The organism is Leucobacter chromiireducens subsp. solipictus (assembly GCF_016758195.1).
GTDB classification, from domain to species: Bacteria; Actinomycetota; Actinomycetes; order Actinomycetales; family Microbacteriaceae; genus Leucobacter; species Leucobacter solipictus.
Window position 1 is genome coordinate 1 of the sequence record NZ_QYAC01000002.1, and the last position, 26,945, is coordinate 26,945.

22 protein-coding genes, 1 tRNA gene and 1 pseudogene are annotated in these 26,945 nt (G+C 70.6%); 21 read left to right on the forward strand and 3 right to left on the reverse strand.

Annotation, left to right across the window (positions count from 1 at the left end):
* From D3230_RS15815 to D3230_RS03615, 3 genes and pseudogenes are all read left to right on the forward strand, one after another.
* Nucleotides 1-185: pseudogene (locus D3230_RS15815) on the forward strand (ABC transporter permease); the annotation flags it as partial.
* 4 nt (nucleotides 186-189) lie between these two features.
* Nucleotides 190-981: an ABC transporter ATP-binding protein gene (locus D3230_RS03610; protein WP_202343676.1), complete on the forward strand. Its 792-nt coding sequence runs from the start codon at nucleotides 190-192 to the stop codon at nucleotides 979-981.
* 576 nt (nucleotides 982-1,557) lie between these two features.
* Nucleotides 1,558-5,463: an aldehyde dehydrogenase family protein gene (locus D3230_RS03615; protein ID WP_237466910.1), complete on the forward strand. Its 3,906-nt coding sequence runs from the start codon at nucleotides 1,558-1,560 to the stop codon at nucleotides 5,461-5,463.
* A gap of 150 nt (nucleotides 5,464-5,613) precedes the next feature.
* Here D3230_RS03615 and D3230_RS03620 read toward each other — a convergent pair whose 3' ends face one another.
* Nucleotides 5,614-6,078 carry a GNAT family N-acetyltransferase gene (locus D3230_RS03620; RefSeq protein WP_202343677.1) on the reverse strand — a complete coding sequence of 155 codons (465 nt, stop codon included), beginning with the start codon at nucleotides 6,076-6,078 and terminating at the stop codon, nucleotides 5,614-5,616.
* A gap of 128 nt (nucleotides 6,079-6,206) precedes the next feature.
* On the opposite strand from D3230_RS03620, the gene D3230_RS03625 reads away from it, so the two are divergent.
* The 8 genes from D3230_RS03625 (at nucleotide 6,207) to D3230_RS03660 (ending at nucleotide 15,413) form a co-directional block, all read left to right on the forward strand.
* Nucleotides 6,207-6,288 (forward strand) — tRNA-Tyr (locus D3230_RS03625).
* A gap of 159 nt (nucleotides 6,289-6,447) precedes the next feature.
* Nucleotides 6,448-6,702 (forward strand): hypothetical protein, encoded by a 255-nt coding sequence (locus D3230_RS03630; RefSeq protein WP_202343678.1) that lies wholly within the window; start codon nucleotides 6,448-6,450, stop codon nucleotides 6,700-6,702.
* A gap of 139 nt (nucleotides 6,703-6,841) precedes the next feature.
* A complete protein-coding gene (locus D3230_RS03635) occupies nucleotides 6,842-7,174 on the forward strand; it encodes a hypothetical protein (RefSeq protein ID WP_202343679.1) in 333 nt (110 codons plus the stop codon).
* Nucleotides 7,167-8,891 (forward strand): sensor histidine kinase, encoded by a 1,725-nt coding sequence (locus tag D3230_RS03640; RefSeq protein WP_202343680.1) that lies wholly within the window; start codon nucleotides 7,167-7,169, stop codon nucleotides 8,889-8,891. Before D3230_RS03635 ends, D3230_RS03640 begins: the two co-directional genes overlap by 8 nt.
* 1 nt (nucleotide 8,892) lies before the next feature.
* On the forward strand, nucleotides 8,893-9,552 hold the full coding sequence (locus tag D3230_RS03645) for a response regulator transcription factor (protein ID WP_202343681.1): 660 nt from the start codon (nucleotides 8,893-8,895) through the stop codon (nucleotides 9,550-9,552).
* Complete coding sequence (locus D3230_RS03650; RefSeq protein ID WP_202343682.1) at nucleotides 9,549-11,162, forward strand: SLC13 family permease; 1,614 nt, start codon at nucleotides 9,549-9,551, stop codon at nucleotides 11,160-11,162. The genes D3230_RS03645 and D3230_RS03650 overlap by 4 nt, the downstream gene beginning before the upstream one ends.
* 138 nt (nucleotides 11,163-11,300) lie before the next feature.
* Nucleotides 11,301-12,545: a glycerate kinase family protein gene (locus tag D3230_RS03655; RefSeq protein WP_202343683.1), complete on the forward strand. Its 1,245-nt coding sequence runs from the start codon at nucleotides 11,301-11,303 to the stop codon at nucleotides 12,543-12,545.
* Nucleotides 12,546-12,935: 390 nt separating this feature from the next.
* Nucleotides 12,936-15,413: a M28 family peptidase gene (locus D3230_RS03660; protein ID WP_202343684.1), complete on the forward strand. Its 2,478-nt coding sequence runs from the start codon at nucleotides 12,936-12,938 to the stop codon at nucleotides 15,411-15,413.
* Between the two features lie 66 nt (nucleotides 15,414-15,479).
* Here the strand turns inward: D3230_RS03660 and D3230_RS03665 are convergent, their stop codons facing one another.
* The gene (locus D3230_RS03665) at nucleotides 15,480-16,358 is read right to left on the reverse strand and encodes a methyltransferase domain-containing protein (RefSeq protein WP_202343685.1); all 879 of its coding nucleotides are present in this window, start codon (nucleotides 16,356-16,358) and stop codon (nucleotides 15,480-15,482) included.
* 62 nt (nucleotides 16,359-16,420) lie between these two features.
* Here D3230_RS03665 and D3230_RS03670 point away from each other — a divergent pair, with 62 nt between their 5' ends.
* Complete coding sequence (locus D3230_RS03670; RefSeq protein ID WP_202343686.1) at nucleotides 16,421-16,981, forward strand: pyridoxine/pyridoxamine 5'-phosphate oxidase; 561 nt, start codon at nucleotides 16,421-16,423, stop codon at nucleotides 16,979-16,981.
* On the opposite strand, the gene D3230_RS03675 is transcribed toward D3230_RS03670, so the two are convergent.
* Nucleotides 16,978-17,754 (reverse strand): endo alpha-1,4 polygalactosaminidase, encoded by a 777-nt coding sequence (locus D3230_RS03675; RefSeq protein ID WP_337249072.1) that lies wholly within the window; start codon nucleotides 17,752-17,754, stop codon nucleotides 16,978-16,980. The genes D3230_RS03670 and D3230_RS03675 overlap by 4 nt on opposite strands.
* A gap of 300 nt (nucleotides 17,755-18,054) precedes the next feature.
* Here D3230_RS03675 and D3230_RS03680 point away from each other — a divergent pair, with 300 nt between their 5' ends.
* From D3230_RS03680 to D3230_RS03720, 9 genes are all read left to right on the forward strand, one after another.
* The gene (locus D3230_RS03680; RefSeq protein WP_202343688.1) at nucleotides 18,055-18,996 is read left to right on the forward strand and encodes a 2-hydroxyacid dehydrogenase; all 942 of its coding nucleotides are present in this window, start codon (nucleotides 18,055-18,057) and stop codon (nucleotides 18,994-18,996) included.
* Nucleotides 18,997-19,143: 147 nt separating this feature from the next.
* The gene (locus tag D3230_RS03685; RefSeq protein ID WP_202343689.1) at nucleotides 19,144-20,520 is read left to right on the forward strand and encodes an NAD-dependent succinate-semialdehyde dehydrogenase; all 1,377 of its coding nucleotides are present in this window, start codon (nucleotides 19,144-19,146) and stop codon (nucleotides 20,518-20,520) included.
* A gap of 154 nt (nucleotides 20,521-20,674) precedes the next feature.
* A complete protein-coding gene (locus D3230_RS03690; RefSeq protein WP_202343690.1) occupies nucleotides 20,675-22,060 on the forward strand; it encodes a glycine--tRNA ligase in 1,386 nt (461 codons plus the stop codon).
* 129 nt (nucleotides 22,061-22,189) lie between these two features.
* On the forward strand, nucleotides 22,190-23,314 hold the full coding sequence (locus tag D3230_RS03695) for a CPBP family intramembrane glutamic endopeptidase (RefSeq protein WP_202343691.1): 1,125 nt from the start codon (nucleotides 22,190-22,192) through the stop codon (nucleotides 23,312-23,314).
* Nucleotides 23,307-24,749 (forward strand): hypothetical protein, encoded by a 1,443-nt coding sequence (locus D3230_RS03700; RefSeq protein ID WP_202343692.1) that lies wholly within the window; start codon nucleotides 23,307-23,309, stop codon nucleotides 24,747-24,749. The genes D3230_RS03695 and D3230_RS03700 overlap by 8 nt, the downstream gene beginning before the upstream one ends.
* Nucleotides 24,750-24,847: 98 nt before the next feature.
* Nucleotides 24,848-25,219: a YtxH domain-containing protein gene (locus D3230_RS15820; protein ID WP_237466912.1), complete on the forward strand. Its 372-nt coding sequence runs from the start codon at nucleotides 24,848-24,850 to the stop codon at nucleotides 25,217-25,219.
* Nucleotides 25,216-25,704, forward strand: coding sequence for a phage holin family protein (locus tag D3230_RS03710; protein WP_202343693.1), 489 nt, complete (start codon nucleotides 25,216-25,218; stop codon nucleotides 25,702-25,704). The genes D3230_RS15820 and D3230_RS03710 overlap by 4 nt, the downstream gene beginning before the upstream one ends.
* Entirely contained in the window at nucleotides 25,701-25,961 is a 261-nt protein-coding gene (locus D3230_RS03715; protein ID WP_202343694.1) for a hypothetical protein, read from the forward strand. Before D3230_RS03710 ends, D3230_RS03715 begins: the two co-directional genes overlap by 4 nt.
* A 189-nt stretch (nucleotides 25,962-26,150) precedes the next feature.
* Nucleotides 26,151-26,942: a uroporphyrinogen-III synthase gene (locus D3230_RS03720; protein ID WP_202343695.1), complete on the forward strand. Its 792-nt coding sequence runs from the start codon at nucleotides 26,151-26,153 to the stop codon at nucleotides 26,940-26,942.
* Nucleotides 26,943-26,945: the final 3 nt, after the last annotated feature.

The following is a 26,945-nucleotide window of genomic DNA, read 5'->3' on the forward strand; positions in this document are numbered from 1 at the left end:
ACCCGAACGATATGAAGCTGGTGACTGCGGTGTTGGTGGTGGCGGCGTTGTTGCTGCCGCGCTGGGGCTTCCTCAAGCGCGTGCCCACGCTCCGGAACCGGGGTGGCAAGGCACCGGCCCCGCAGGCGAGCACGGGTGCGGCGAACGCGGCCGCCGCGGCCACGACCGAGACGACCGGGAGGTAACCCCATGCTCAGCATCGAACGGATCGACAAGACGTTCTTCCCCGGCACCGTCAACGAGCGTAAGGCGCTCGTCGACCTGAGCCTCGACATGGCCGAGGGCGACTTCGTGACCGTGATCGGCTCGAACGGCGCGGGCAAGTCCACGCTGCTCAACGCGATCGCGGGCCGCTACACGGTTGACGCGGGCGCCATCGAGATCGATGGCAAGCGCGTCAACCGCCTCCGCGAACACCAGCGCGCCCGCTACGTGGGCCGCGTGTTCCAGGACCCCATGGCGGGCACCGCACCGGACCTCACGATCGAGCAGAACCTCGCCCTCGCGGTGCGCCGCGGTCGCTCCCGGGGTCTCGCTCTCTCGCTGACCCGGGCGCTGCGTGAGCGTTTTCGGGAGGAGCTCACCTCGCTCGAACTGGGGCTGGAGAACCGCCTCACGGCGAAGGTGGGATTGCTGTCGGGTGGGCAGCGGCAGGCGTTGTCGTTGTTGATGGCCGGGTTTACGCAGCCGCGGATCCTGCTGCTGGATGAGCACACGGCGGCGCTGGATCCGCAGCGTGCGGCGCTGGTGACGGATCTCACGGAGCGGATCGTCGCCCAGGGTGGGCTGACGACGCTGATGGTGACGCACAACATGGAGCAGGCGCTGAAGCTCGGCAACCGACTGATCATGATGCACGAGGGCCGGATCGTGTTCCAGGCCTCGGCGGAGGAGAAGCAGCATCTGACGGTGCCGCAGTTGCTCGCCGAGTTCGGCAAGATCAAGGGTGCGCAGCTCGACGACCGTGCCCTGCTGTCCTAGCGGGCGCCCGAGGCTGCGGGTGCCCGGGTCACCGCGATGGTGCGTCCCGGGGCGCTCCCGGATTCACGAACGCCTCGGAGATCCTGCGGCGCTGTGGCTTTAGATTCCTCATGTCTCCGTGTTCTTCGTGAATCTCCTAGGGTTTGGTGACCCGTGGACTGAGCCCTGGCATCGAGCATCGAGCATCGAGCGCCGAGCGCCGAGCATCGAGCATCGAGCATCGAGCATCGAGCATCGAGCATCGAGCACCGAGCACCGAGCCGGGGCTTTGGGCTGGGGCTCGGTTCTGGGATTCGGGCTGCTTTCTGGCCCTGTACCTCGGAGTGTGCTCAGCGGGTGGCGCCTTCGTGGCCCCGGCCTCACCAACGACTCGAAGATCCTGCGGCGATGTGGCTTGAGGGGCTCGGAATCTCCGTGATCTTCGTGAATCTCCGTGGTTTTGGTGACCGGGGGTGGGGCTTCCACGCCGGGCGGGACGTGGGCCGCGGACCGGGGCACCCAGAGCGCGAGCCGAGAGCTCGCTGAGGACCGGCGCGCGCTCCCGGCAGGGACCGAGACGAACCCTACAGTGGAGGCATGACTGCCCCCACGTCCCCCCAGAGTTCGGCTTGGTCTGCGGTCGCGGACGCGGCGGAAGCGCGCGCGAACGCGTGGCTGGGAGAGCTTCGTTCACGCGAGGCCGGGGGCCAGCGCGCCCCGCTCGGAGACATGCGCCGGGATCCCGAGGGCCTCGACTTTACGCGCCGACTGCTCGAGATGGTGGCCGGCACCGAGGACGCATTCGCCTCGGCTGTGGGGCTGCACGATGTCGCCCAGGCCGCACCCGCCACCATGGGGCTCCGCGACAAGCTGGCGCTGCGCGCCGGCGGGGTGGCCTCCCTCGGGCTGCCCTGGGCCGTCATGCCCGTGGCGCGGCGCTGGCTCCGGGCGCGACTCTCAAGCCTCGTGCTCACGGCAAAGTTGCCCAACCCGGGCCTCGATGATGATTCGACCCCGGGCGCACTCACCGCGCTCGCCAGCGGCGTCCGCCGCAGCCGCGATTCCGGTCTCACCCCGATCGTGGTGCCTGTGGGCGGCGCCGTGCACGGCCCCGAACGCGCCGCCGCCGAGGTCCGCCGCCTCGCTGCCCTCGCCGCGCATCCGACGGTGACACACCTCGCCGTGGATCCTGCCCGACTCGTCCCGGGCGGCACTGACTGGTCCGCGGACGCCGATGTCGCCGCGGCCGCCGCCGCACTGCAGCCCATCCTCGCGGCCGCCGCAGACCACGGCTGCACGATCCACGTCGAGCCGCGCAGCGTGCGCTGGGCACGTCTGATCCCGGCGGTGCTCGCGCGAGCGCTCGGGGATCAGGCGCTGGATCGCGTGCGCATCGGCACCCGCGTGTTTGCCGAGCTGCCCGAGTCGCGTGAGCTCTACGACCAGCTCAGCCGGTGGGCTCAGCGCCGGGTCGCCGAGGGCGGTGCTCCCGCCGAGATCGTGATCGGTGAGGCGCGCGTGGCGGGTGTCGAGCGGATCGCGGCGATTCTGAGCGGGCTCCCGGTCCCGGTGCTTGAGGGCCGTACAGAAGTGACCGCGCAGCTGCTGCGCCTCGCCGAGCTCGCCCTGCATCCGGGCCGCGCGGCGGTGCTCCGGCCGGTCGTCGAGAGTGAGGACCCCGGCGTGCTCGCCGCGGTCGCGGAGCTCGCGGCGGAGCGCGGCCTGAGCGAGCTGGTGTCCGTGCAGCTTCGGAGCGGCGTGGTTCCCGGTCTCGCCGAGACCGTCGCGGAGAGCGGGCTGGACACTCGGATCGCGCTGCCGGTCGTGGCGCCGAGCGAGTTCGCGGGCGCGGTCGAGCTGCTCGTGGGTCTCGCGGCGGAGGCCGCGGATCCTGAATCCGCGTCGTCACGGGTGGACGCCCTGCTCCGAACGCTCGGCGAGGGCGATCCCGCGGCGGCTGCGTCCGACGCTGACGCCGCTGCGACCGATGATCACGACCCCGAGACCGGTGGTGACACTGAGCCCGGTGGTGATCCCGAGCCCGATGGCGACCTCGATCCGGTACCGGTCTCCGCGTCCGGCCCTGAACAGGCCTCCGCCCCCGATCCGGCGCGAGATTCGGTGCCCGATCCGACCGCCGCCTCCGACCCCGTGTGGGCGCCTCTGCGCTCCGCGATCGCCGCCACCCACGACCCCGCGCCGGTGTCGCACCGCACGCAGCTGCGGGCCCGCGAGTGGGATCCCAGCGAGCGCGACAGCGCGTTGTTCTACCGCGCGCCGGACGAGCCCACCCGGTTCGATACGGGGGGACTCACCGCGGCAGTGTTGGGCCTCGGCCGAGACGCGACGGGCGCGATCCAGCTGGAACCGCTCGCCCCGGAACCGCTCGCGATCCCCGTGGTTTCGGAGTCTGGCTTCGCGAACGAGCCGGGAACCGACGCGAGCCTCCCCGCAAACCGGGAGTGGGCGCGGGAACAGCTCCACCGGGCCCGAGACCGGGCCGCGCGCGAGGACGCGGTGAACGAGACGGTGGCGCTGTCTGCCGCGGATCTCGATCCGGAATTGGCCGCGCTCACGGCGCGCGAATCCGGGGAGCGGTGGGCGCGGCACGGGCACGCGGCGCGCGCGGTGCGTCTGCGGCGGGCGGCGTTGGCGATCGTCGCCGCGCGGGATCGAATGCTGAAGGAGCTCGCCGGCGACACGGGGGCGCCGATCGCGGAGCTCGACGCTCAGGTGAACGACATCGTCGACGCGGCGCGCTACGCCGCCCAGCTGGCGGAGGGGCTCGGTACGGTGCGCGGCGCGACCTTCGTGCCCGACCGGCTACTGCTCGTGGTGGCCGACGCGGGGACGCCGCTCGCGCAGCAGGCAGAGGCGGTGTTCGCGGGGCTGGGCGCGGGCAGCGCCGTGCTCTGGGCGGTGCCGCAGGCCCTGCTCGCCTCCGCGACGGCGCTCATCGAGGAGGCCGAGGCCGGCGGGCTGACCCCCGGGGCGGTGCGGATCGAGGCCATTGCCGTGGGGCGCACGGTGGCGGAGCTTGCGGCACACCACGAGATTGATCGGGCGATCGCGTTGGGCGACCGGGGCGCCGGGCAGGATCTTGCGCGTCGGCGGCCCGATCTGCGTATCGAGGGCCAGTTCCGTGCGCGCGGCAGCATTCTGGTCGCGCCATCGGCGGACCTGGATCAGGCGATCGCCGATACCGTGGCGTCCGCGTTCCACGCGGCGGGCGCCGATCCACGGGCCGCGCACCAGCTCATCCTGATGGGCGGGGTGGGCCGGTCGCGCCGCTTCCAGGCGGGCCTCGCCGATGCGGTGCGCGCGCTCCGCGTCGGCGACTCTGCGCGCCCCGGCACCGCGGACCCGCTCAGCTTCGATCTCGGACCGCTGACCGCGCCGCCCTCCGCGGCGGGGCTGCGCGCGCTCACCGAACTCGGGCGCGGTGAGGAGTGGCTCGTCGCCCCGGAACAGCTCGACGACGAGGGCCGGCTGTGGCGTCCCGGCATCCGCACCGGCGTCGCGGCCGACTCGCCGTTCTGGGCGGACGCGATCGGGGTGCCCGTGCTCGGCGTCACGCACGCGCACTCGCTGGTCGACGCGCTCGCGGTGCAGAACGCGAGTGGCGGCGGCAGCGTGGCCGCGCTGCACTCCAACGATGGCGAGGAGGCGGTGGCCTGGCTCGAGCAGGTCCACGCCGCCGCACTGGCGGTGAACCGGCCCACGACGGGCGCACGAATCGAGCGCCAGCCGGGCGGCGGCTGGGACGATGCGGTGATGGGCGTTCCCGCGCTCGGGGGCGGGCCCAATCGACTTCTCGCGCTCGGATCGTGGACTCCGCGCCCGGGCACCCGGAGCGAGACCCTGCACCTGCGCGGCCTCGACCCGGAGGTGCAGCTGCTCATCGCTGCCGCTCAGCCGAGCCTCGCCTACGAGGCGTTCGATGAGATCCGCCGCGCCGCGCTCACCGACGCGCTCGTGTGGCGCACCCGATTCGGGCGGGAACGCGACGCGATTGGGCTCGGTATCGAGCGCAATGTGTTGCGGTACCGGACCGTGGTGACGCACATCCGGCTCGCGGAGGACGGGCCCATGGCGGGCCTCATCCGTGTGATCGCCGCGGCATTGCTGGTGCGCGCGCCCATCGCGGTGTCCACGGGGCAACTGCTGACCGTCGAGCTCGCGGAGCTGCTGGAGCGTCAGGGTATCGAAGTGTCGCTCGAGCGTGACGAGGATTGGATGGAGCGCCTCGCCGTCTCCGGGCCGCTCGGGCCCGCCGAGATTCCCGCGGCGCGGCTGCGCCTCATCGGTGGCGACGCCGTGCGTGTGGCGGAGTGGATGGGGGGCCTTGACCGCGCGGCGCTCTGGGCCGAGCCGGTGACGATGGCCGGCCCGGTGGAGCTCCTCACGCTGCTGCGCGAGCAGTCGGTGTCCGTCCGCGCACACCGCCACGGTCTCGCGATCCCCGCTCCGGGGCTTGACGCGATGCTCGAGCTGGGGGTCTGAGGGGTTTCCCGCGAGGCTCCCTGCTCCCTCGCGAGGCTCCCACGCTTCCCGCGGCGCCGAGATCGCGATCAGGCACCGAATCGCCCCGAGAAACGTGCCGGATCGCGTTCTCCTGCGCGCGCTGACCGGGCTGGGGTCGTGAGGGGCGGGTCAGCCCCGGCGCATCGGGGTGTGCGGGATCGCGTCCTCGAGAAACTCGGGCCCGCTCGTGACGAAGCCGAAGCCCGCGTACCACTCGGTGAGGTAGGACTGAGCGTGAATCAGGACCGGGTGCCCCGCGCACTCCGCGAGCGCCGCATCGAGCAGGGCAGCGGCGACCCCGCGCCCGCGCCATGCGGAGGCCGTCGCGACACGCCCGATCGAACGCAGCCCGAGCTCCTGGTGGTCCTCGGGGAGCACGCGAAGGGTGGCCGCGACCTCGCCCCGGGCACCTTGCGCCCAGAACTGCACGGCCCCGGCGTCGAGGTCGCGGCCGTCGAGATCCAGGTAGGCGCATTCCTGCTCTACCACGAAGACCTCCTGGCGCAGCCGGCCGATCCCGTAGGCGATCCGCGCGGGGACGCCCTCCCACGTTGCAGCGGAGTGGAGGGTCAGCTCGGGGGGAAGTACGCGCATACCTCGATCCTGCCACGGGCCCGCGGCGCGCGCGAAAATCCAGGGGGCTGGCCCGGGCGGCGAAGTCGATTTCCGTTCACGCCGCGGAGCCGGTAAAGTTTACTCCTGGTCGTGTTCACGCGATCTTTGGCGGATTACCCGAGCGGCCAAAGGGGGCTGACTGTAAATCAGCTGGCACTGCCTACGGGGGTTCGAATCCCTCATCCGCCACAGTAACGAAGACCCGGACACTGTTGAGAAATCAGCAGAGTCCGGGTCTTTGTCGTTCTCCAGCGCAAGGCCATAGCCTCGGCCCGCGCGCGCAAGTCCCTAGTTTCAGGCGTCGCACGGGACTATCGTGGGCACCCCCGATCGATATGAGGGAGGATCATGACGAACGAGTACCATTCCAACGTTCCGCACCACGCCACCCGAACCGAGGCGCCGAATGGCGAGGGCACCGCTCATCCGCCACGCGACGGAGCGACGCAGGATCGCCCCATCCTCGACGGGGCTTCGGAGTATTACGGGGACGAAGCCGAAGAAGTGAACCCGCGCCTGGGGCAGGAGGATCCCGCGTTGACCAGGCAGCCCGAGACGGGTGAACACGCGTCCGCGTCTGAGGAGTCCCAGAACGGCCGATAGCCCGGCCGCCACATGACTCCGGCGGCCGGACGCCCGGTGCCCGTGGCAGCCCCGGGTGGCTGTGGCGTGGAAAGCCGAGATGAAGAAACCTTCATCTCGGCCTCATCTCCGCCTCACACAGACCGGGCACGATGGAGTCATGACACTCGCACGCCGACTCCTCCTCCCCGGGGTACTGATCGCGGTTCCCGCCGCGATCGCGCTGGGGAGCCTGGTGCTGATCCCGGTACCGGGCGCTCCGGAGCTCCCTGCCGGGCCGATCGTGGCGCCGGCACCGATCGTGGATGCCCCGAAGCCGACCCCGAAGCCGACCCCGACGCCTGAGCCCGCTCCCGCTCCGCTCCCGGCTCCGGCACCGGCGCCGATCCCCGCACCGGCGCCGATCCCCGCACCCGCGCCGGTGCCCGCACCCGTCCCGCTGGACGACGACGGTGACGACTTCGGCGATGACGACTGGGGCGACGATGACTGACACCCCGACGCGCGCGTTCCCCACGGAGATCCTCCCGACGACACCGCTTCCGTCCGCGGCGGGGAGCCCGGCCACAGGCCCGGCCACAGGCCCGGCGTCATCCACCACCCCGGCAGCCCCCACCGACCCAGCAGCCCCCACCACCCCGGCATCGCCCCCGCCGCCGGCGCCGCTGCGCACCCTGCGTGCCCGGACGCTGCCCGCGCGCTGGCGGATCACCGCCTGGATCGTGTTGAGCACGCTGTTTACCCTCTGCGCGATCGGTCTGGTGAGCCGGAGCCTGTCGCTCGCCACCGTTGAGGTCGAGGCGAACGCGCAGATCTCGCAGGAGGCCGAGGAGTTTGCCCGGTTTGTGGCGGAGGGCGTCGACCCGAAGACGACAAAGCCGTTTGCCTCGCCGGAGCGCTTGCTGGAGGTGTACCTCGCCCGCCAATCGGTCAGCGAGGGTGAGCTGATCGTGGGGCTCGCCGGCGGGACGATCGTCGGACAGCTGTCCGGTGTGCCCGGACGCGATCCCGACGCGGTGCCGGACCTCGACGCACTCACGGCGCAGAGCGGCACCGCGGAGCGCTCCGGCGCGGGGGAGACCCCCGACGGTGACCCGGTGCGCTGGGGCCGCATGGATTTCGAGGTGGGCTCGGAAACGGGTGCCCTGTTTGTGGCGCAATTCACCGCGGCGGATCGCGCGGCGGTGGATCGCTCGATGGGCACGCTCGCCTGGGTCGCGGCGATCGGATTGCTGCTCTGTTCCGGTGTCGCCTGGCTCGTGGCAGGCCAGATCCTCGCGCCCGTCCGCGAGGTGTACCGGGTCGCCCGCGATATCGGAGAACACGATCTCACGGCCCGCGTCCCCGTGGAGGGCAGCGACGACATCGCCCAGGTCGCGGCCACGTTCAACCAAATGCTCGACCGCCTGGAAGAGGCGCACCGCACGCAGCAGCGGTTTGTGGACGACGCGGGGCACGAGCTGCGCACCCCGATCACGATTGTGCGCGGCCACCTGGAGCTGCTCAGTGAGGACCCGGTGGAGCGTCAGGCCACGCTGCGGCTGGTCACCGACGAGCTCGCGCGGATGAGCCGGATCGTCGCGGACCTCCTCGTGCTGGCCCGCGCTCAGCAACCCGACTTTGTGCGCCTCTCGCCCCATGACGTTGCCGCCTTGACCCTCGACATCGAGGCGAAGGCGCAGGCGCTGGGGGATCGCCGCTGGCAGCTGATGGAGGTTGCGGAGGGCACCGCCGAGGTCGATGCTCAGCGCGTCACCCAGGCCGTCCTGCAGCTCGCCGCGAACGCGGTGCAGGTGACGGACGCGGGAGACCGGATCCGGATCGGTTCCCGTTTCGACGGGCACGGCGCGGACCGTCGCCTGAGCGTGTGGGTGGCCGACGAGGGCCCGGGAGTCTCCGAGGCGGCCGCCGCACGAATCTTCGAGCGCTTCGTGCACGGCGGTCACGTCACCGCGCGCAGCGACACGGCCGGCCCCGCGGCGCGGCACGGCTCCGGCCTGGGGCTCGCGATCGTGCGTGCCATCACGGACGGGCACGGCGGATCGGCCTGGGTGGAGAGCACCCTCGGTGCTGGCGCCACCTTCGGGCTCGATCTCCCCGCCCCCGAGCTGTCGACCTCGGAACTCCCGGCATCGGAGTTGCCGGCGGATCCGAGCCGCGCCGACGACGACGCCCCCACCACGCCCCTGACCACCCCGAAGGAGCACTGACATGCGCCACATCCTGATCGCGGAAGACGATCCGCACATCACCTCCTTCGTATCGCGGGGCTTGCGCGCCGCGGGGTATGACACGACCGAGGTGCCCGACGGTGAGACCGCGTTGATCCTCGCCCGATCGGGCTCCTTCGACCTCGTGTTGCTCGACATCGGGCTCCCCGGCATCGACGGCTTCACCGTGCTGAGTCACCTGCGCGGCGAGGGCGTCACCGTGCCGGTGATCGTGCTCACCGCGCGCGACTCCGTGATCGACACGGTGCGCGGGCTCGAGGGCGGGGCGAACGATTACGTGACCAAGCCGTTCCAGTTCGCGGAGCTGCTGGCTCGCGTGCGCCTGCGGATCGGTGACGGCGAGCAGCGCCCGGTGGGCCCCGTGCTCAGCCACGGCGATGTCACCCTCGACGTGCGGGCGCGCCGGGTCACGGTGGGGGAGCGGGCGGCGGATCTCACGGCGCGCGAATTCGACCTGCTTGAGGTGCTGTTGCAGCACCCGGGGCAGGTGCTGACGCGGGATCAGCTCATCGGGCACGTCTGGGGCTTCGACTTCGATCCGGCCTCCAACGTGGTGGATGTCTATGTCCGCGCGCTGCGCGGCAAGATCGGCGCCGACCGCATCGAAACGGTGCGCGGCGCGGGATACCGACTCCGATGAGCACCGTGCGCTACGCGACCGAGCCGCCCCGCAGGCGCGGGACGCCACGACCGGCTGCGCAGGATCCGAGGCGCGGCCGGGCGGGGTCCGGGGCATCGGGCCAGGAGCCGCGGCCCACGCGGTCCACGCGGTCCACGCGGACCGCGCGCTCCGCAGCCGCCACGCGGCGCGGGATCGCCGCTGCGGTCCTCGGGATGCTCGCGGTCTGGCTCGTCGCCCCCGCCGCGGTGCGCGCGGCCGAAGGGGTGGCGGATCCGGCCGCCCTCTCGCTCCCGGGGGCCGCGACCCTCGCGATCTTCCTCACGGCGGTGTGGGCGTGGGTGTTCACCGCGCTCGACGACACCCTCGTGGCGTTTCTCGCGGCTGTCGCGCTGATCCTCACCGGTGTGCTCCCCGCCGCAGACTTCTTCGCCGCGCTCGGGGACGAGACGATCTGGCTGCTGATCTGCGCGTGCATCATCGCTGCCGGCGTGGCCGCCTCCGGCCTCGCCCTGCGGGGTGCGGCCCAGCTGGTGACCCGTGCCCGCACCCCGCGCGGACTGGCGCACGCGAGCACCGCCGCGCTTATCCTGTCCGCGTTCGCGATTCCCGCCACCAGCGGCCGTGCCGCCCTCGCGCTCCCGGTCTACCGCGCGCTCGCCGCCGCGCTTCCCGGCCGCGCCGGCCTGCTGCGCGCGCTCGGCCTGATCTTCCCGACCGTGATCCTGCTCTCCGCGGTGGCCTCCCTGCTGGGCGCGGGTGCGCACCTGATCACGAGCCAGATCCTCGCGGAGGCGACCGGCGAGGGCATCGGGTTCTTGCGCTGGCTCGTGCTCGGCGTGCCCCTCGCGGTCGTGTCCTCGCACCTCGCGTGCGAGCTGGTCCTGTTGCTCTTCACGGACCGCGCCGAGCGGCGCGCGCCGGTGCGCATCACGCTCGCCGAACTCGCGGCGGATGCCCCCACCCCCGTGACGGGACCCCTCGCCCCGGCCGAGCGTCGGGCCCTGATCCTGCTCGCCGCCGTCATCACGCTGTGGTGCACGGAGCCGCTGCACGGGCTCGCTCCCGCCGTCGTCGCCCTGCTGGGCGCGCTCGCCGCAACGCTCCCCGCGATCGGCTGCATCACCCTGAAGGACGCGGTGAAGCGGGTGCCCTGGCACCTGCTGCTGTTTCTTGCGGCGACGCTTGCGCTCGGCGGCGCGCTCACCGCCACGGGCGCGGCCGCCTGGCTCGGACACACGCTCCTCGCCCCCGTGAGCGGGCTGGGCGCGGGGGCCGGAATCGCGTTCCTCCTGATCGTGGTCGCGGCCTCGCTGGCCGCGCACCTGGTGATCCAGTCGCGTTCGGCCCGATCCGCCGCCCTGATCCCGATCATCGTCGCGATCGCGCCCGGAATCGGCATCGACCCGGTCGCCGCCGCGTTCGCCTCGACGGCCGCTGCGGGCTTCTGCCACACGCTGCCGAGTTCCGCGAAGCCCGTCGCGATGTTCACGGACCCCGACGCCGGGGCCGGGATCGCGCCGGCCGATCTGCTCCGCCTGTCCCGCTGGCTTGCGCCGCTCCTGTTCTTTCTCATCGTGGCGTGCGCGCTCTGGCTGTGGCCGGCGCTCGGAATGCCGCTCCTGCTCTAGCGGTCCCGCCCCGCGAGGCCCCGACCCACACACCGCGCACCGCGGGGCACCGCCCCACTCACTGGGCCTGCGGCCCACTCATTCAGCACACGACACCGGGACACCCCCGGTGCGAGTCGACCCCACACGGAGGTTCCCATGTCGATCCACATTCCCCAGCGCATCCTCGTCGCCCCCAGCGGATTCAAGGAGAGCCTCGGCGCTGACGCCGTGGCCGCGGCCATCGCCGCCGGGATCCGGCGCGTGATTCCGGGCGTCCAGGTTGACGAGTATCCGGTGCCGGACGGCGGTGAGGGCACGGCCGAGGTGCTCGCCACTACCACCGGCGGCGAGCTCGTGCCCGCCGTGGTGACAGGTCCGGTCGGCCGACCCGTGACCGCCCACTGGGCGCGTCTCGGCGGCGCGGCGCGCGGCACCGCCGTCGTCGAAATGGCCGCCGCCGCGGGGCTGCGGCTGGTGCCCCGCGATCAGCGCGATCCGGGGGCCACGACCACGGCCGGGGTGGGCGAACTGATCGCTGCCGCGCTCGACGACGGGGCCACGCGCGTCATCGTGGGGTGCGGTGATTCGGGGACCAGCGACGGCGGGGCGGGGGCCCTGCGCGCGCTCGGCGTCCGGATCCTCGACGCGGACGGGTCGGAGCTGCCCGACGGGGGTGCCCACCTCGCTCGCGCGGCGCGGATCGACCTGTCGGGCCTGCACCCGCGGGCTCGCGAGGCGGAGATCGTGCTCGCCTGCAACACCCACAACGTGCTGTGCGGGCCGCGCGGCGTGGCCCGCGTGTTCGGCCCGCAGAAGGGCGCGAGCCCCGCCCAGGTCGAGGAACTCTCGGCGGCGCTCGAGCACTGGGCGGAGCTGCTGGCGCGGACCATGCCCGCGCTGCCGCTCGCCCCCGGCGGGGCCCCTGCGCCGGAGCTGGACCTTCGCACCGGACCCGGCACCGGAGCATCCGGGGGCCTGGGCGCGGGCCTCGCCGCGGTGCTGGGGGCGCGCCTCGCGCCTCGATTTGAGGTGCTGCTCGACCCGAGCGTCGCCCCGGTGTGCTTGGACGCGTTGATCGCGGAAGCCGACCTGGTGATCACCGCGGAGGGGGCGATCGACTTCCAGACGCCGCGCGGCAAGGTGCCGGCCGAGATCGCGCTCCGGGCGCGGACCGCCGGGGTGCCGGTGCTCGGGATCGCCGGATCGCTGGGCGCGGGGGCACCCGATGTGCACGACATCGGGATCGGCGCGATCGCCTCGATCCTGACGGTGCCGATGGAACTTGAGCAGGCGGTGGACCAGGGGGAGGCGCTGCTGCGCGACGCGGCCGAGCGCAGCATGCGCATGATCCTGCTCGGCTCGGCGCTCTCGGCCCGCGGTGCCCAGCAGCTCGCGGCATGACGGCGGGCCCCGGTTCGGCCGGGGCGACCCCCGGGGGTGACGGCGGATCGGTGCGTGCCCGATCCGCCGCTGAACGAATGTCGAGTTTCGCTCCGGTTCCGAGGCGAAAGTGGACGCCTCCGATGACACAACGGACCCAAACCCGCCCAAAACGTGCGCCGCGCACACCAGAGTGCCCAGATTCGCTATGGTCATGTGGGGTGCAATCGCACCAGGGAGACATGGTTCGATCGGGGAAATCTCGCGTCGTCGCCCGCGCTCACCACGCGCGAAGGCGAGTATTGGGGCTCACAGCCGAGCACTGACGCACGCGAAGTGGCCGGGCGCAATGGTGCGTGGCCGACACCTGCTCGGTCGGGCCACGGTTGTCAGAGAGGACACCAGCTACAGATGCATGAACAACACGCCGCCCCGACGAGGACCCGGACGCCCAAGCGCGTGCTCGGTGTCCTCGGGGCCGCCGCTATCGCGGTGCCGCTGATCGCAGCACCGAGCGCCGCATTCGCGGCACCCTACGCCCCGCCCGCGGGGATCGACGCCATCAAGTCCGGCAGCTACATGCCCGACTACCTGCAGGAATTCACCGGGCAGGTCGACGATGCCGCCGTGTTTGAGCACGTGCGTCACCTCGCGGTCGACATCGGCCCGCGCGTTGCGGGAACGAGCGCGGAGGTGGAAGCCAACGCGTACGTCAAGGAACAGCTTGATTCCTACGGCTTCACAACCCGGACCGAGACCTTCCCGGTGTCGGTCTCGACGTTCGCGAATGTCACGCCGGATCGCGACCTGCCGACGCAGGTGAGCTGGCAGTACCGTCCGGCCGCGAACGCGCTGTTCACGAATACTCCGGTCACGGCTCAGGTCTTCGACCTGGGCACGAACACCACGGTGGTTCCCGAGGACGTTGCCGGGAAGTTTGTCGTGGCAACGTGGAACGCGACCTCCGCGACCCGGACCCAGCTGTTGACCGACCTTGCGACCGCGGGCGCAACCGGCGTGATCTTCACGAACACGACCGCGAACCAGGCGCTGTCGAACCCCGGAAACGTCCCCGAAGCGGCTACCGGGATCCAGGTGGTCGGCGCCTCGCTCTACCAGGGTGAGCGTATTCGCGAGCTGCTTTCGACCGGCCCGCTGACGCTCAGCGTGACCACTGAGCGCAGCAGCACGGAGAGCTCGAACACGATCGGTGTGCGCCCCGCGGTGGGCGACACCGACGGGAACGCGCCGATCCTCTACATCGGCGCGCACATCGACTCCGTGGTCGGCAGCCCGGGCGCGAGCGACAACGCGTCAGGGGTCGGCATCATGCTCGAGTCCGCGCGGCTCCTGAGCCAGTACGCGCTCGACACGGAGATCCGCGTCGGTACCTGGGGTGCTGAGGAGAAGGGGATCATCGGCTCGCAGGTCCACGCGAAGAGCCTGACCCCCGAGGAGATCGACCGCACGATCGGCGCCTGGAACATGGACATGGCCGGGACCGCGCATCTCGGAACCCCGGAGAAGCCGTTCGGGTTCTGGGGCCTGAGCCTCACGAAGGACGGCATCAACAACGACGTCCTCAACCACGCCGATGCGCTCTCGGGACACACGGATCGTGGTCCGCTGAACCGCGGCTTCGTGGGACGCAGCGACCACCAGTCCTTCCAGGACGTCGGCATTGACGCCGCGGTGTTTAGCTGGATGTTCTGGTCCGAGCGCGACTCGATCGTGCTCGAGCCGACGTACCACATGTCGAACGACACGATTGATTACGTGTCGCAGGAACGCATGGGCGTCTCCGCCGAGATCATCGGAGGATCCGCATTCCGCGCCGCACTGAACACGCTCACCGTGTCCGTCGAGGACGAGGCCGGCAAGCCCGCAGCGGGCGTGCCCGTTGCCATGTCGTGCGGCACCGACGAAGGCTGGCGTGAGGTCGGCACCACCGAGGACGACGGCACGGTGTCCGCGCTCGCTCCCACGACCGAGTGTGACTTCGCCGCGCTGGGTGCCAACGGTGCGATTGGCGGCGCGCTGGATCAGGCCATCGCCACCGACGCCGAGGTCGAGATCGCGCTGATCAACGACACCACGACGCCGACGGTCGCGTTCGACGCGCCGGACGGGGCAAACGCCGCCGGGTGGTACCGCACGGCACCGATCACCGTGGGCATCACCGCGGGCGATGAGACCGATGACGCGCCGACGGTGGAGTTCTCGCGCAACGGCACCGACTGGGCCGCATACACGGGCCCGATCGAGCTCGCCGACGAGGGCGTCAACACGCTGTACGCCCGAGCCACCGACGGTGCGGGCAACACGACCCAGCTCCCGGCCGAGGGCCCGCAGGAGTTCCTGCTCGACTCGGTCGCACCGACGCTGGCGGCCACCGCGCATCCGGACGCCCGCGGCGACGTCACGGTCGAGGCCGCGGACGCGACCTCGGGTGTGGCAGACGTCGAGTACCGGTTCCTGCCGGATGGCGCGTGGGCACCGCTGCAGACCGAGCCCGCCGCCGCGGCAGGAGCGGCTGCGGCAGCGGCAGCGGTCACCACAGAGGCGTTCACGGCCACGGTCCCGCTCGATGCCGAGGCCGCGACGGTTGAGGTTCGGGCAACGGACACGGCGGGCAACGCGAGCGCGGCGGTGACGCTGAACTTCGCGGCGGACGCGACGGTGAAGCCGGAGCCCAAGCCGGAGCCGAAGCCGGACGGGAAGACCCCGCCCGCTGAGGGCAAGCCCGCTCCGGGCAAGGAACTCGCACAGACGGGCGGCCCCACGCTGCTCGCGTACGGGGCGTTCGCCGGCGGCCTGCTGCTCCTGAGCGGCGGTGCCCTGCTGATCGCGCGGCGGCGTGCGCTGCGCGCTGAACTGAGCGACAGCTAGGACACCGCACCAGGGCCCCGTCCCCTCGACTCTTGGTCGGGGGAACGGGGCCCTGGCGCGTCCGGGCTATGCCCGAGGGTGCGCGGTGCGGCGCGGCGTCGATGTCTCGTCCGCCGCCGGCTTCGAGGCCCGCAGCGTGTACGTGAGCGGCACGGAACCGGAGCGTTCCGTCAGGAGCCACTCGCCGTCGGCGCGGAGCGTCATCTGCCCGGGCAGCGCCTCCCACGGGACGCTGTCGTGCTCGACGAGCTGATCGATCCGGAGCCCGTGCTCGATCAACGCGGTGACGATCTCGCCGAGCCCATGGTTCCACTCGTACGTGGTCGAGGCCTGGAGGGGTGCCGCGGTCGCGACGTAACTCTGATCGTCATCCCACTCCGTGGGCGCCTCGTGCTCGAAGTAGGGGTAACGCAGGTGCAGATCGTCGTCGAGCGATTCGTCCATGGCCCACAAAATCGGGTGGCCCTCCCGGATGAACAGTGACCCGCCCGGGGCGAGCAGGGCGGCGACGACCTCGGCCCACTCGCGAATTTTGGGTACCCAACACAGCGCCCCGATCCCCGTGTACACGAGATCGAACGCACCGTTCGGGAGTACAGCCGCCGCGGCGCGGACATCGGCGTGCACGAAGTCGACCGCGTCGCCGGTCTCACTGACGAGCCGCCGGGCCTCTTCGATCCCGCGCTCCGAGAAATCGAGGCCCGTGACCCGGGCCCCGAGCCGGGCCAGCGAGAGCGTATCCGTGCCGATGTGGCACTGGAGGTGCACCGTGCGGAGACCGGAGATATCGCCGAGGAGCGGAAGGTCAAAGCGCACCACGTCCGACAGTGCGGAGCGATCAGCCACGTAGCGCTGCACCTCGTAGCCTGAGCCGTCCCTCGCCGCATGCAACTCGGCGCGTTCGTCCCAGTTCGCCTGGTTTGCCGCGGTGAAGTGTTGTGTCACGAGAATCCTCCAGTCGTGCCATGTGTCCGCGTGCAGAGTAGCACCGGGCGTACGCTGGCGACATGAGTGATCTCGAAGCACGCTTGCGTTCCTTGCCCGCGTTCCCGCACCCGCTACCCGTGCTTCAGGAGGCCGACCTTCCCGCAGTCCCGGACACGCTCTTCCGGGACTGGCTGGACGCGGCGATCGCGGGCGCCGAGCGGCAGCCGCACGCGATGGCGTTCGCCTCGCTCCGCGCTGACGGCACGCCGGTCGCGCGGACCCTCATCCTGAAGGACATCGACGCCGACGGGTACCACTTCTCCACGCATCGGACCTCGCGGAAGGGGCTGGAGCTTGCGGCCGATCCGCGGTGCTCGATGCTGTTCTTCTGGCGGGAATCCGGGCGTCAGGTACGGGTGACCGGCGTCGCCGTCCCGCTCGATGACGCCGCGAGCCAGCGTGACTGGTCGGAGCGTCCGAGTTACACCGGCAGCCCGAACCCGGATTGGCAGCGGTACGCGCTGCGGCCCGATGAATTCGAGTTCATGCAGGCACGAGAAGACCGGCAGCACACGCGGATCGAATACGTGCGCGCGGGCTCGGACTGGCGGCACGCCGCCGTGCAGACGCCCGCGGGTTAGCGCGGGCAGTTCGCGAACGCGTAGCCCGGGTCGCCGGGCACGGACAGGAGGCGGTCTCGCAGGACCATCGCCTCCGGTGCCTCCGGGTCGGCGCACATCTCCGCGAACGGGACGGGCAGTTCGTCGGTGTACTCGATATCGATGACATGCGCGCCGTACACCTCCGTGTAGGCGGCGCACTCGCGGAACGCGCTGCACTCCTCGGTGACGGCGAAGTCGAAACCGGCACGTTCGCGCAGCACGGCGGCATCCTCTGCGGCGTTCTTCTGCCCGGCCGCGAGGCCGACACCGTGCGCGACTCGAACGAGTTCACTCGCGAGCGCGATGGTGTGCTCCCGTGTGAGCGCGCCGTCGGATCGCGTGTACGAGTCGAGATTGTCGAACTCGACCGCGGCGAAGCCGTCGCCGGCGCAGGCCTCGACCCACGGCGCGATCACCCCGAGGATCGCCGCCCGCCGCTCGGCGGTGGACGTGTCGAGCAGCGCCTCATCCGGCCAGTCCGGGTCAAAGCGGATCTCGCCGTCCTGGTCCCGAAGGAGCACCTCGTCAGGGAACACGTCGAGTTCTCCGGGCTGTGTTTGGAAGCCGTTGACGTAGCAGATGGAGTAGACCCCGGGTGCGGGATCGGCGCCGCGGTCACGTCCCACGATGGTGACCTCGGGTGCAGGATCGTAGGCCCCGCCCAACTGGTAGTCGGGGGTACCGCCCACGGGAGGCAGCTCAATTGCAGGGGTGCTCCCGCAGCCGCTCAGGAGGAGAGCGAGTGCGGCCACTCCCAGGCCTCGCCAGGGACCACGGGATCGGGCGGCGGGGTGCGGGGGGAAGGTCACGCCTCCCAGTATCGCGGACTCGCGCGCGCGTCCGATCCTGCGGTGGATGCCGCCTCGCCCAAACCGAGGCGTTTTCGCGAACCCGAGGCAAATATTGGCGAAAACGGCTCGGTATGGATAAATTGCGTCGGTTTCGGTGAGCGTTCGGTTTCGGTTTCGGTTTCGGTTTCGGTTTCGGTGAGCGTTCGGGCGGGCGGGGAGGGGGTCGCCCGGCGAGACACCGCCGCCCGCTACACTCGGGGCATGCGTGACTTGGTCGTCTCTCTGCCCACCGAAGGCCTGCGTGAAGCGTTGGGGGAGGTGCCCGGCGTCGAGTTCGTCGACTGGAACCTTGACGGCCCCGCCCCGCGCGAGCGCTTCGATATCGTGGTGCCGCCCTACTGGGACGGCAACAAGCCGCTCGCCCGACTGCACGACGTCGAGGCGCGGCTGGTGCAGTGGCAGTCCATCGGCTACAACGGGGCCGCGAAGTACCTGCCCGAGGGCCTGCCGCTCGCGAATGCGGCGACGGTGCACGAGGCGTCGACGGCGGAGCTCGCGGTCGGGCTGGCGCTCGCCGCGCAGCGGGGGATCCCGGACTTTGTGCGTGACGGCGAGACCCAGCGCTGGGACCAGCGCATGTTCGCGAGCCTCGCAGACCGGCGCGTCCTGATCGTCGGGTACGGCGGGGTATCCCAAGCGGTCGAGGCGCGGCTCGCGGGCTTCGAGACGCAGATCACCCGGCTGGCCCGCACCGCCCGCGAGGAGCGGAACCTCGCGGGGGAGGTCGTGCCCGTGCGCGGTTTCGCGGAGCTGCACGAGGCCCTCGCAGACGCGGAGATCGTGATCGTTGCGGTGCCGCTCACGAAGGAAACGACGGGCATGTTCGGGGCAGCCGAGCTGGCCCAGCTCCCCGACGGGGCGCTGCTCGTGAATGTGGCGCGCGGCCCCGTGGTCGACACGGACGCGCTCGTCACGGAGCTGCAGGCCGGGCGGCTGCGCGCGGCCCTCGACGTGACGGACCCCGAGCCGTTGCCCGCCGACCACCCGCTCTGGGGCTGCCCGGGCACGCTGATCACGCCGCACGTCGGCGGCGATTCGACGGCCATGCTGCCGCGCATGGTGGCGCTGATCCGCCGTCAGATCGCCCACCTCCAGGCCGGTGAGCGTCCCGAAAACATCGTGATCGGAGACTGGGCCGAGTAGCTCGCGCGGCCTGCCACCTCGCGAGCCGCGCACCCGTTCAGCCCGAGGATTTTCCCGCATGGCTCGCTCTCCCAGCATGGGAGGTGCGACGATAGTGCATGCAGGCGCAGGCCATGCGCACTGGACACTAGACAGGAAACGATAACAATGGCGAAGTATCGAGTTCAGAACCCAGCGACGGGCGAGATTGTCGAGACCTTCGAATCCGCAACCGACGGACAGATCGAGCAGCAGCTCGCGGCAGCGGACTCCGCTTACCGCGAGTGGCGCGAGCGCAGCGTGCAGGAGCGCGCAGCGGTCGTGAAGCGCGTTGCCGAACTGTTCGAGGAGCGCAAGGACGAGCTTGCGCGCATCATCGCACTCGAGATGGGCAAGTCCCTTGCCGAGTCGATCGACGAGGTCGAGTTCGCGACCGCGATCATCGACTACTACGCGGTGTACGGCCCCGGCCTCATCACCGACGCCGAGATCCCGAGCACGATTCCCGGCAAGGCGATGATCGAGTACCGCTCGATCGGTGCGCTGCTCGGCGTGATGCCGTGGAACTTCCCCTACTACCAGGTGGCCCGTTTCGCGGCCCCGAACCTGCTGCTCGGCAACACGATCATGCTGAAGCACGCCGATATTTGCGCCCGCTCCTCGCTGACCGTGCAGGAGATCATGGAAGAGGCCGGCGTGCCGGTCGGCGGCTACCAGAACGTGTTTGCCTCGCACGAGCAGATCTCGACGATGATCGCGGACCCCCGGGTGCAGGGCGTGTCGCTCACGGGCTCCGAACGCGCCGGCGCCATCATCGGCGCCCAGGCGGGTACTCACCTCAAGAAGGCGGTGCTCGAGCTCGGCGGGATCGACCCGATGGTCGTGCTCGACAGCGACGACGTCGCCGCGGTGGCCGCGGACGCCTGGAACTTCCGCACGTACAACGGCGGCCAGGTCTGCAACTCGAACAAGCGCCTGATCGTGATGGCGGACATCTACGACGAGTTCGTGGCGGAGCTCACGAAGCTCGCGACGGGCCTCGTCCCGGGCGACCCGATGACGCTCGGCGAGGGGGAGTACGGCCCGCTGTCGACCCGCGCTGCCGCGGAGACCGTGCACGCGCAGGTGCAGCAGGCAGTTGCGGAGGGGGCAACGCTCGTCGCGGGCGGCGTGCTCTCCGACGGCCCCGGCGCGTACTACTCGCCCGCCGTTCTCACGGATGTGCCCCGGGATTCCGCGTCGTACGGCGAGGAAATCTTCGGCCCGGTCGCCACCGTGTACAAGGTGCACAGCGACGAGGAAGCGCTCGAGCTCGCCAACGACTGCGCGCTCGGCCTCGGCGGCTCCGTGTTCTCGACCGACGAGGCGCGCGCCACGCGCATCGCGTCGCGCCTGGAGGTCGGCATGGCCCACGTCAACATCATCGCGGCGGAGGCGGCCGAGCTGCCCTTCGGCGGCGTGAAGCGCTCCGGATTCGGCCGCGAGATGGGGCCGCTCGGGATCGGTGAGTTCGCCAACAAGCGCCTGTTCTTCACCGCGAAGTAACCGGACGCACTGCTCCTTCCCTCGGGGCCCGCTCGCGATCGAGCGGGCCCCGAGGCTGTTTCTGGCCCGCATCAGGAACGCGAGTAGACTGAACGGATGCCGGCATCTGCCGGTGCCCAAGATCCCCGCTTGCACCTTGGAGTGATTTACGAAAATGGCTGAACAGTCCCGCCTTGATAAGGTCATCGCCCTCGCCCGCCACCGCGGCTTTGTGTTCCAGGCGGGTGAGATCTATGGCGGATCCCGCTCCGCGTGGGACTACGGCCCCCTCGGTACGGCGCTGAAGGAGAACATCAAGCGCCAGTGGTGGAAGACGATGGTGCAAAAGCGCGACGATGTCGTGGGCATCGACTCCAGCGTCATCCTGCCCAAGCAGGTCTGGGAGGCGTCCGGCCACGTCGAGGTCTTCAGCGATCCGCTCGTCGAGTGCCTCCAGTGCCACAAGCGCTACCGCGAAGACCACCTGCTCGAAGAGTTCGAGGAGAAGAAGGGCCGCGAGCCCAAGGACGGCCTCGCCGAGATCGTCTGCACCAACTGCGGCACCCGTGGCCAGTGGACCGAGCCGCGAGCCTTCTCGGGCCTGCTCAAGACCTACCTCGGCCCGGTCGACGACGAGGCGGGCATGCACTACCTCCGCCCCGAGACCGCCCAGGGCATCTTCGTGAACTTCGCGAACGTGCTGCAGGCCGCTCGCATGAAGCCCCCGTTCGGCATCGGCCAGATCGGCAAGAGCTTCCGCAACGAGATCACGCCCGGAAACTTCATCTTCCGCACCCGCGAGTTCGAGCAGATGGAGATGGAATTCTTCGTCGAGCCCGGCACGGACGAGCAGTGGCAGGAATACTGGATGAACGAGCGGATGAGCTGGTACACCGACCTCGGCATAGCCCCCGAGAACCTGCGCTTCTACGATCACCCGCAGGAGAAGCTGTCGCACTACTCGAAGCGCACCGCGGACATCGAGTACCGCTTCGGCTTCACGGGCAGCGAGTGGGGCGAGCTCGAGGGCATCGCGAACCGCACGGACTTCGACCTCAGCACCCACTCGAAGCACTCCGGCAAGGACCTGAGCTTCTTCGACCAGACGAAGGACGAGCGCTACACGCCGTACGTGATCGAGCCGGCCGCGGGCCTGACCCGCTCGGTCATGGCGTTCCTCGTGGACGCGTACCGTGAGGAAGAGGTGCCCAACGCCAAGGGCGGCACCGACAAGCGCACGCTGCTCGCGCTGGATCCGCGCCTCGCGCCCGTGAAGGTCGCCGTGCTGCCGCTGAGCCGGAACGAGGCGCTCTCGCCCATCGCCCGCGAGATCGCGCAGGATCTGCGCGAGGACTGGAACGTGGATTTCGACGATTCGGGCGCGATCGGCCGCCGCTACCGTCGCCAGGACGAGATCGGCACGCCGTTCTGCGTGACGGTCGACTTCGATTCGCTCGACGATCAGGCCGTGACCGTGCGCGAGCGCGACACGATGCAGCAGGAGCGGGTGCCCCGCGCCGAGCTGTACGCCTACCTCGCGGCGCGCCTGCGCGGAGCGTAACCCCGTATGGGGCGGCGCGCCGAGCGGCGCGCGGCCACGCACGAGTGCCCCCGGATCTTGCATCCGGGGGCACTCGTGCGTTCGGGACGATCCCGGAGGCGCTCAGCGCGCAGTGAGAGAATGGACACCATGACGAGCATCGGCCCGCAACCGCCCGCCCAGCCCGACCCGACGCCGCCGGGCACCGCAACACCGGCCGGCGTGCACCACCCGAGCCCGGAGCAGCCCGGTGCCCCCGCGCAGTGGGCGTGGGCACAGCAGCAGCCGCTCCTGCAGACCGTCGAAACCGAGCCGCTTGAGTACCATCGGCTTCTGCGCGGGGTGCAGAACTACCGCTGGTGGAAGCCGCTGCTGCTGCTCCTCCTTTCCGGCGTGTATTTCGGCATTCTGACCGTCGCCATCACGGTCCTGCTGATGCCGGTGATGATGATGTTTGATCCCAGCTGGGCGATGGAGGTGGCGACGGGCGACGCGGAGATGCTCGACACGCAGCGTCCCGTCTCGATCCTGCTGAGCATGCTCTCGATCATCATCATGATCCCCGCGGTCCTGCTCGCGATGCTCACGCTCGGGATGCGTCCGATGGGCCGTGTCTGGTCGGTCGCGACGCGCATTCGGTGGGGACTCCTCTGGCGGCTGACGGGTGCGGCGGTCGTCGCGGTCGTGGTGATGAACCTGGTCGGGATCGCGTCGGAGTTCGCGATGAACCCGACCCTGGTTTCCGAGCCGATGGTGGAGCAGGGGGCCGACTTCGACGTGAACGCGGCGCTGCTCTCGGCGCTCTTGATTCTGATTCTCGTCCCCTTCCAGGCCACGGCGGAGGAGGTCGTGTTCCGAGGTCTCTTCATGCAGGTGCTCGGCTCATGGCTGAAGAACCCCTGGTTTGCGATCTTGATCCCCTCGGTGGGCTTCGCGCTCGCACACATCTATGACATCTGGGGCCTGATGGCCGTCGGGCTCATGGGTGTCGTGGCCGCGTGGCTGACCTGGCGTACCGGCGGACTCGAGGCCGCGATCGCGATCCACGTCATCAACAACCTTGTCGCGTTCGGCTTCATGACCGCCGGATTCGGCGGGGAGACCGCCCAGACCGCGGAGGCGGGAGGCCCGGGCGGCGTCATCGGTGAGATCGCCGGACTGGGGGTCTTCATCTGGCTGACGCTTCGCATCGTCCGGCGCGGCGGCCACGGCCGCACGCGGATCGACCTGGTGCAGATCGCGGTTCCGGCCGAGCAGGGCGTGGCGCGTGGGTGATGTCGCGGTCCTCGGCGACCGCATTCCGGAACTGGCCGCGGCCCTCGAACTCGCCGAAGTGGGCCTGCGCGTGCGGGTGTTCCCGAGCGATGCGGAGGAGGGTGCCCCGGAGGCCGCCTCGGGCGATGGCACGCCAGAGCCGGATCACGGCGGCACGCTCCGCGCGTTTGTGGCGCATATCGCGGCACCGATCAGCGCCCCCGGGGAGATCGCACCGGCCGAGCCGCCCGCGCCGGGCGACCCACTGCACCTGCGCTCGGTGACCCCCGTTGCGCCGGTGCTGCGCGGCCCGAATGGCGCCTGGTGCGTGCAGCCCGATCCTGCCGTGTGGGGTATTCCCGCGGTGCCGCTCTCATCCGCGGCATTGCGCATTCTGGGCGGCCGGGCGGCGCTTCGCGCCGCCCTCGACCGCATCACCCCGGTGCTGACGATCGGGAAGACCCACAGCTTCGGGGCCTTGGTGCGGAGCCGCATGGGTGCCACCGCTCTCGCGCGACTCGTCGACCCGCTCAGCCGGGAGGCGATGGGGGTGCCGGCGGACGAGATCGACGTGGCGATCATCGCGCCTGGCCTGAATGAAGCGCTGACGCGAGTGGGCACGCTGAGCGGGGCAGCGCAGGACATCGCCGAGCGGACCGCGGCCCGCGAGACGGGGCTTGTCCCGGACGGCGGGTGGGAGGCGGTGCGTGAGGCCCTGCGTGCTCGCCTGCGGCTCTACGATGTCGCCTTCGCCGCCGCGCCCGCGGACCGGGTGGTCGCGGCCGAGTCGGGCTGGATGGTCTCGTGCGGGGGCGACGCCCCGGTGTCCGTCCGGGCGCTGGTTCGCGGCGTTGTCGCAGCGCCCGAGGTGCGCGCGGATGACCCGGCAGCCGTGGACTCCGTGGACTCCGCGGACTCCGCGGACTCCGTGGACTCCGGCGAGGCGACGGTGCGCAGCCTGCTCGTGGGCGCGGGGCGGGTGTGCGGGATCGCCCCCGTCGCGGCCCCGGAACTGCCCGCGGAACAGTCGGCAGGCCCGGCAGTGTGCGCGGTCCGGCTCGCGAACGGCGAGACCTGGTCGGTGCGCCTGCGACGCGCCGAGGGAGCGGACACCGCGGGGTGGGAGGCTCGGGTCCTTGGCCCGGCGATGGTCCCGAACAGTGACGCCCCGATCCCGAGCGCGCGTGAGCAGGGCGAGCGTATTCGCGAGGCGATCGAGGCGGCCGGCGTCGCACTGACGGGGCCCGTAGCCCTCGCACCCATGCCGTTTGCGCCATATGCGACGGTCGCGGCCCGCGAACACGCCGAACAGCGGCTCGCGCAGTGGTGCGAGTCCCAGGTCGACGAGGTGCCCACGGGCGTGGCGATCCACGGCGGAAGCCTCGCGCGTGCGGTCGAGGATGCCCGATCACGGGCGATCACCCTGCGTCGGCGCTTGACGGGCATCGCTGACTAAGCGGGAGTCCAGGGTATATGGCGATTTGGGTATGCACATGCCCGGATTCCCGGAGTAGGGTAGTGCAGGAACACCGTACGCTATCGGCTGGAGGCAGCATGAAGGGCAAGATCGCATTCGTTCTCGGAGCGGCCGTGGGCTACGTGTTGGGATCACGCGCGGGCCGGGAACGGTACGAGCAGATCAAGCGTGGCGCGCAGTCTGTGTGGAACACCGAGCCCGTGCAGCGCGGGGTCGGTGTGGTGCGGACGGCTGCGCAGGGACGCGTCGACGAGCTGAAGGCTGCGGCGGTCCGGGTCGGAAAGGGCGCGGTCGCAGCGCTCGCGCGCGATGACTCGTCCACGCCGGCACGAACCCAGGCCCACCGCCCCGGCACGTCCGGCGCCGCGATGTCGCCGGATCCCGAGGCCTCGCCCGCGGCTGCGGCGGAGCACGGAGACGAGACGCCGGTCACGGGCGGTGTGTCGTGAGCCGGAAGAAGGACCAGGCGGGAACGTTTGAGCTGCTCTCGCGGCTCCCGCAGCAGGTGGTCTCGCTCGCGAAGATTGAGTACGAGAACGCCAAGCACGAGGTCGCCTCGAAGGCGAAGAAGGCCGGGATCGGTGCCGGCGCGCTGATCGTCGCGCTGTTCTTCGTGTTCTTCATGCTCCAGGGGCTGATGTTCGCCGCGATCGCGGCGCTCGCGCTCGTCTGGCCGTGGTGGCTTGCGGCGCTCGTGGTGGCGGCAGCAATGCTCGTGCTCGCCGCCGCGGCGGTGCTCGCGGGCGTCGCCCTCATCAAGCGCGGCAATCCCGTCCCGGAAGAGACGCTCGACCGCGTCGGCAACGACGTCGCTGCGATGGGCGACGTGAAGTTCAACGCTGACCCCGCGGCCCGGGGCACCGCATTCCCGGGTCCCGACGGCACCCCGCAGCACCGAATGCCGCGCGTCGGCGAGGAAGGAAACTGGCGATGAGCGGATGGGACCGGCAACAGGGCGTTGCCGACGCACAGGCGGCCCGCACCGAGCTGTATGACACGCTGACGCAGCTCCAGGGACGCCTGAATTACGCGCAGCGCATCGACGATTCGGTCGCGAACGCGAAGCGCCGCATTGTGGCGGAGAAGGAGCGGAATCCGCTCGCGTTTGTCGCCGGAGTTGCGGGCGTCGCCGTCGTTGCCGGCCTCGTCGTGTGGGGAATTGCGCGATCGGTGGGCAATCGCCTCCGTTAACGCGGTACAGTGACCTCTGGGGGAGGTTACAGTTCGGTTGCGTTCTGTAACTCAGGGGCGCTCATTTTGCTTCCTTGGGGTCTCAGGGTGAGAATAGGGTCAACGGTTTTCCGCAGTGACCAGCTCTGGGTCCTCAACGTGACTGAAATGAGTTGGTCTTTTCTTATTGGTGTCGAGTGAGTGGGGTTTATGTCGTCTGAGGCGAAACCGCTCAGTGGCCTGCGAGTTCTCATTCCTCGCGGCGGCACGTGGGGTGATTTAGTTTCAAAGGCGCTGCGTGAGCAGGGCGCACACACGGTCACCGCGCCGTTGGTCGACTTTGCCCACACCAGCGATGAAGACCAGCTGGTCAATGCGTTGAAGCGCCTGGAATCCGGCGAGTTCGACTGGATGACCGCGACGAGTTCGACCGTGGCCGATGTCCTCGCGCATCACAACGCGGTGATCCCTCCCGAGACCAACGTGGCGATCGTCGGCGAAGCCACGGCGGTCGCCTTTCGCGACGCCGGCTATCACGTGTCACGCACACCCGAAGCCGAGAACAGCACGCACGCGCTGCTGGAGGAGTGGCCCGAGATCGACACCGGCGCGGTGCTGCGGGTCCTGACCCTCCGCTCCGACGTGGCGATCCCGGTCCTCACGGAGGGCCTGATCGACCGCGGGCACGACGTCACCCAGGTCCTCGCGTTCCGCACCGTGGGCGTTCCCGCCTCGGTGCACATCCGCGAGGACATTGAGTCCGGTCGCATCAATGCGCTGCTCGTCGCCTCAGCGAAGATCGCCGAGGAAGTGGCGGCCCAGTTCCCCGAGCTCCCGGCGGACACGATCGTCGCCTGCGTCGGCGTGAACACGCTCGAAGCGGCGGAGGCCCTGGGCCTGCCCTCAGATGCCAACGATCCCACACACGCCGACTACCGGCTGAAGCAGGCGCTCATCGAGACGGTCGAGTCCGTCATCGATCAGAGCGACATGCTGGACTAGCCC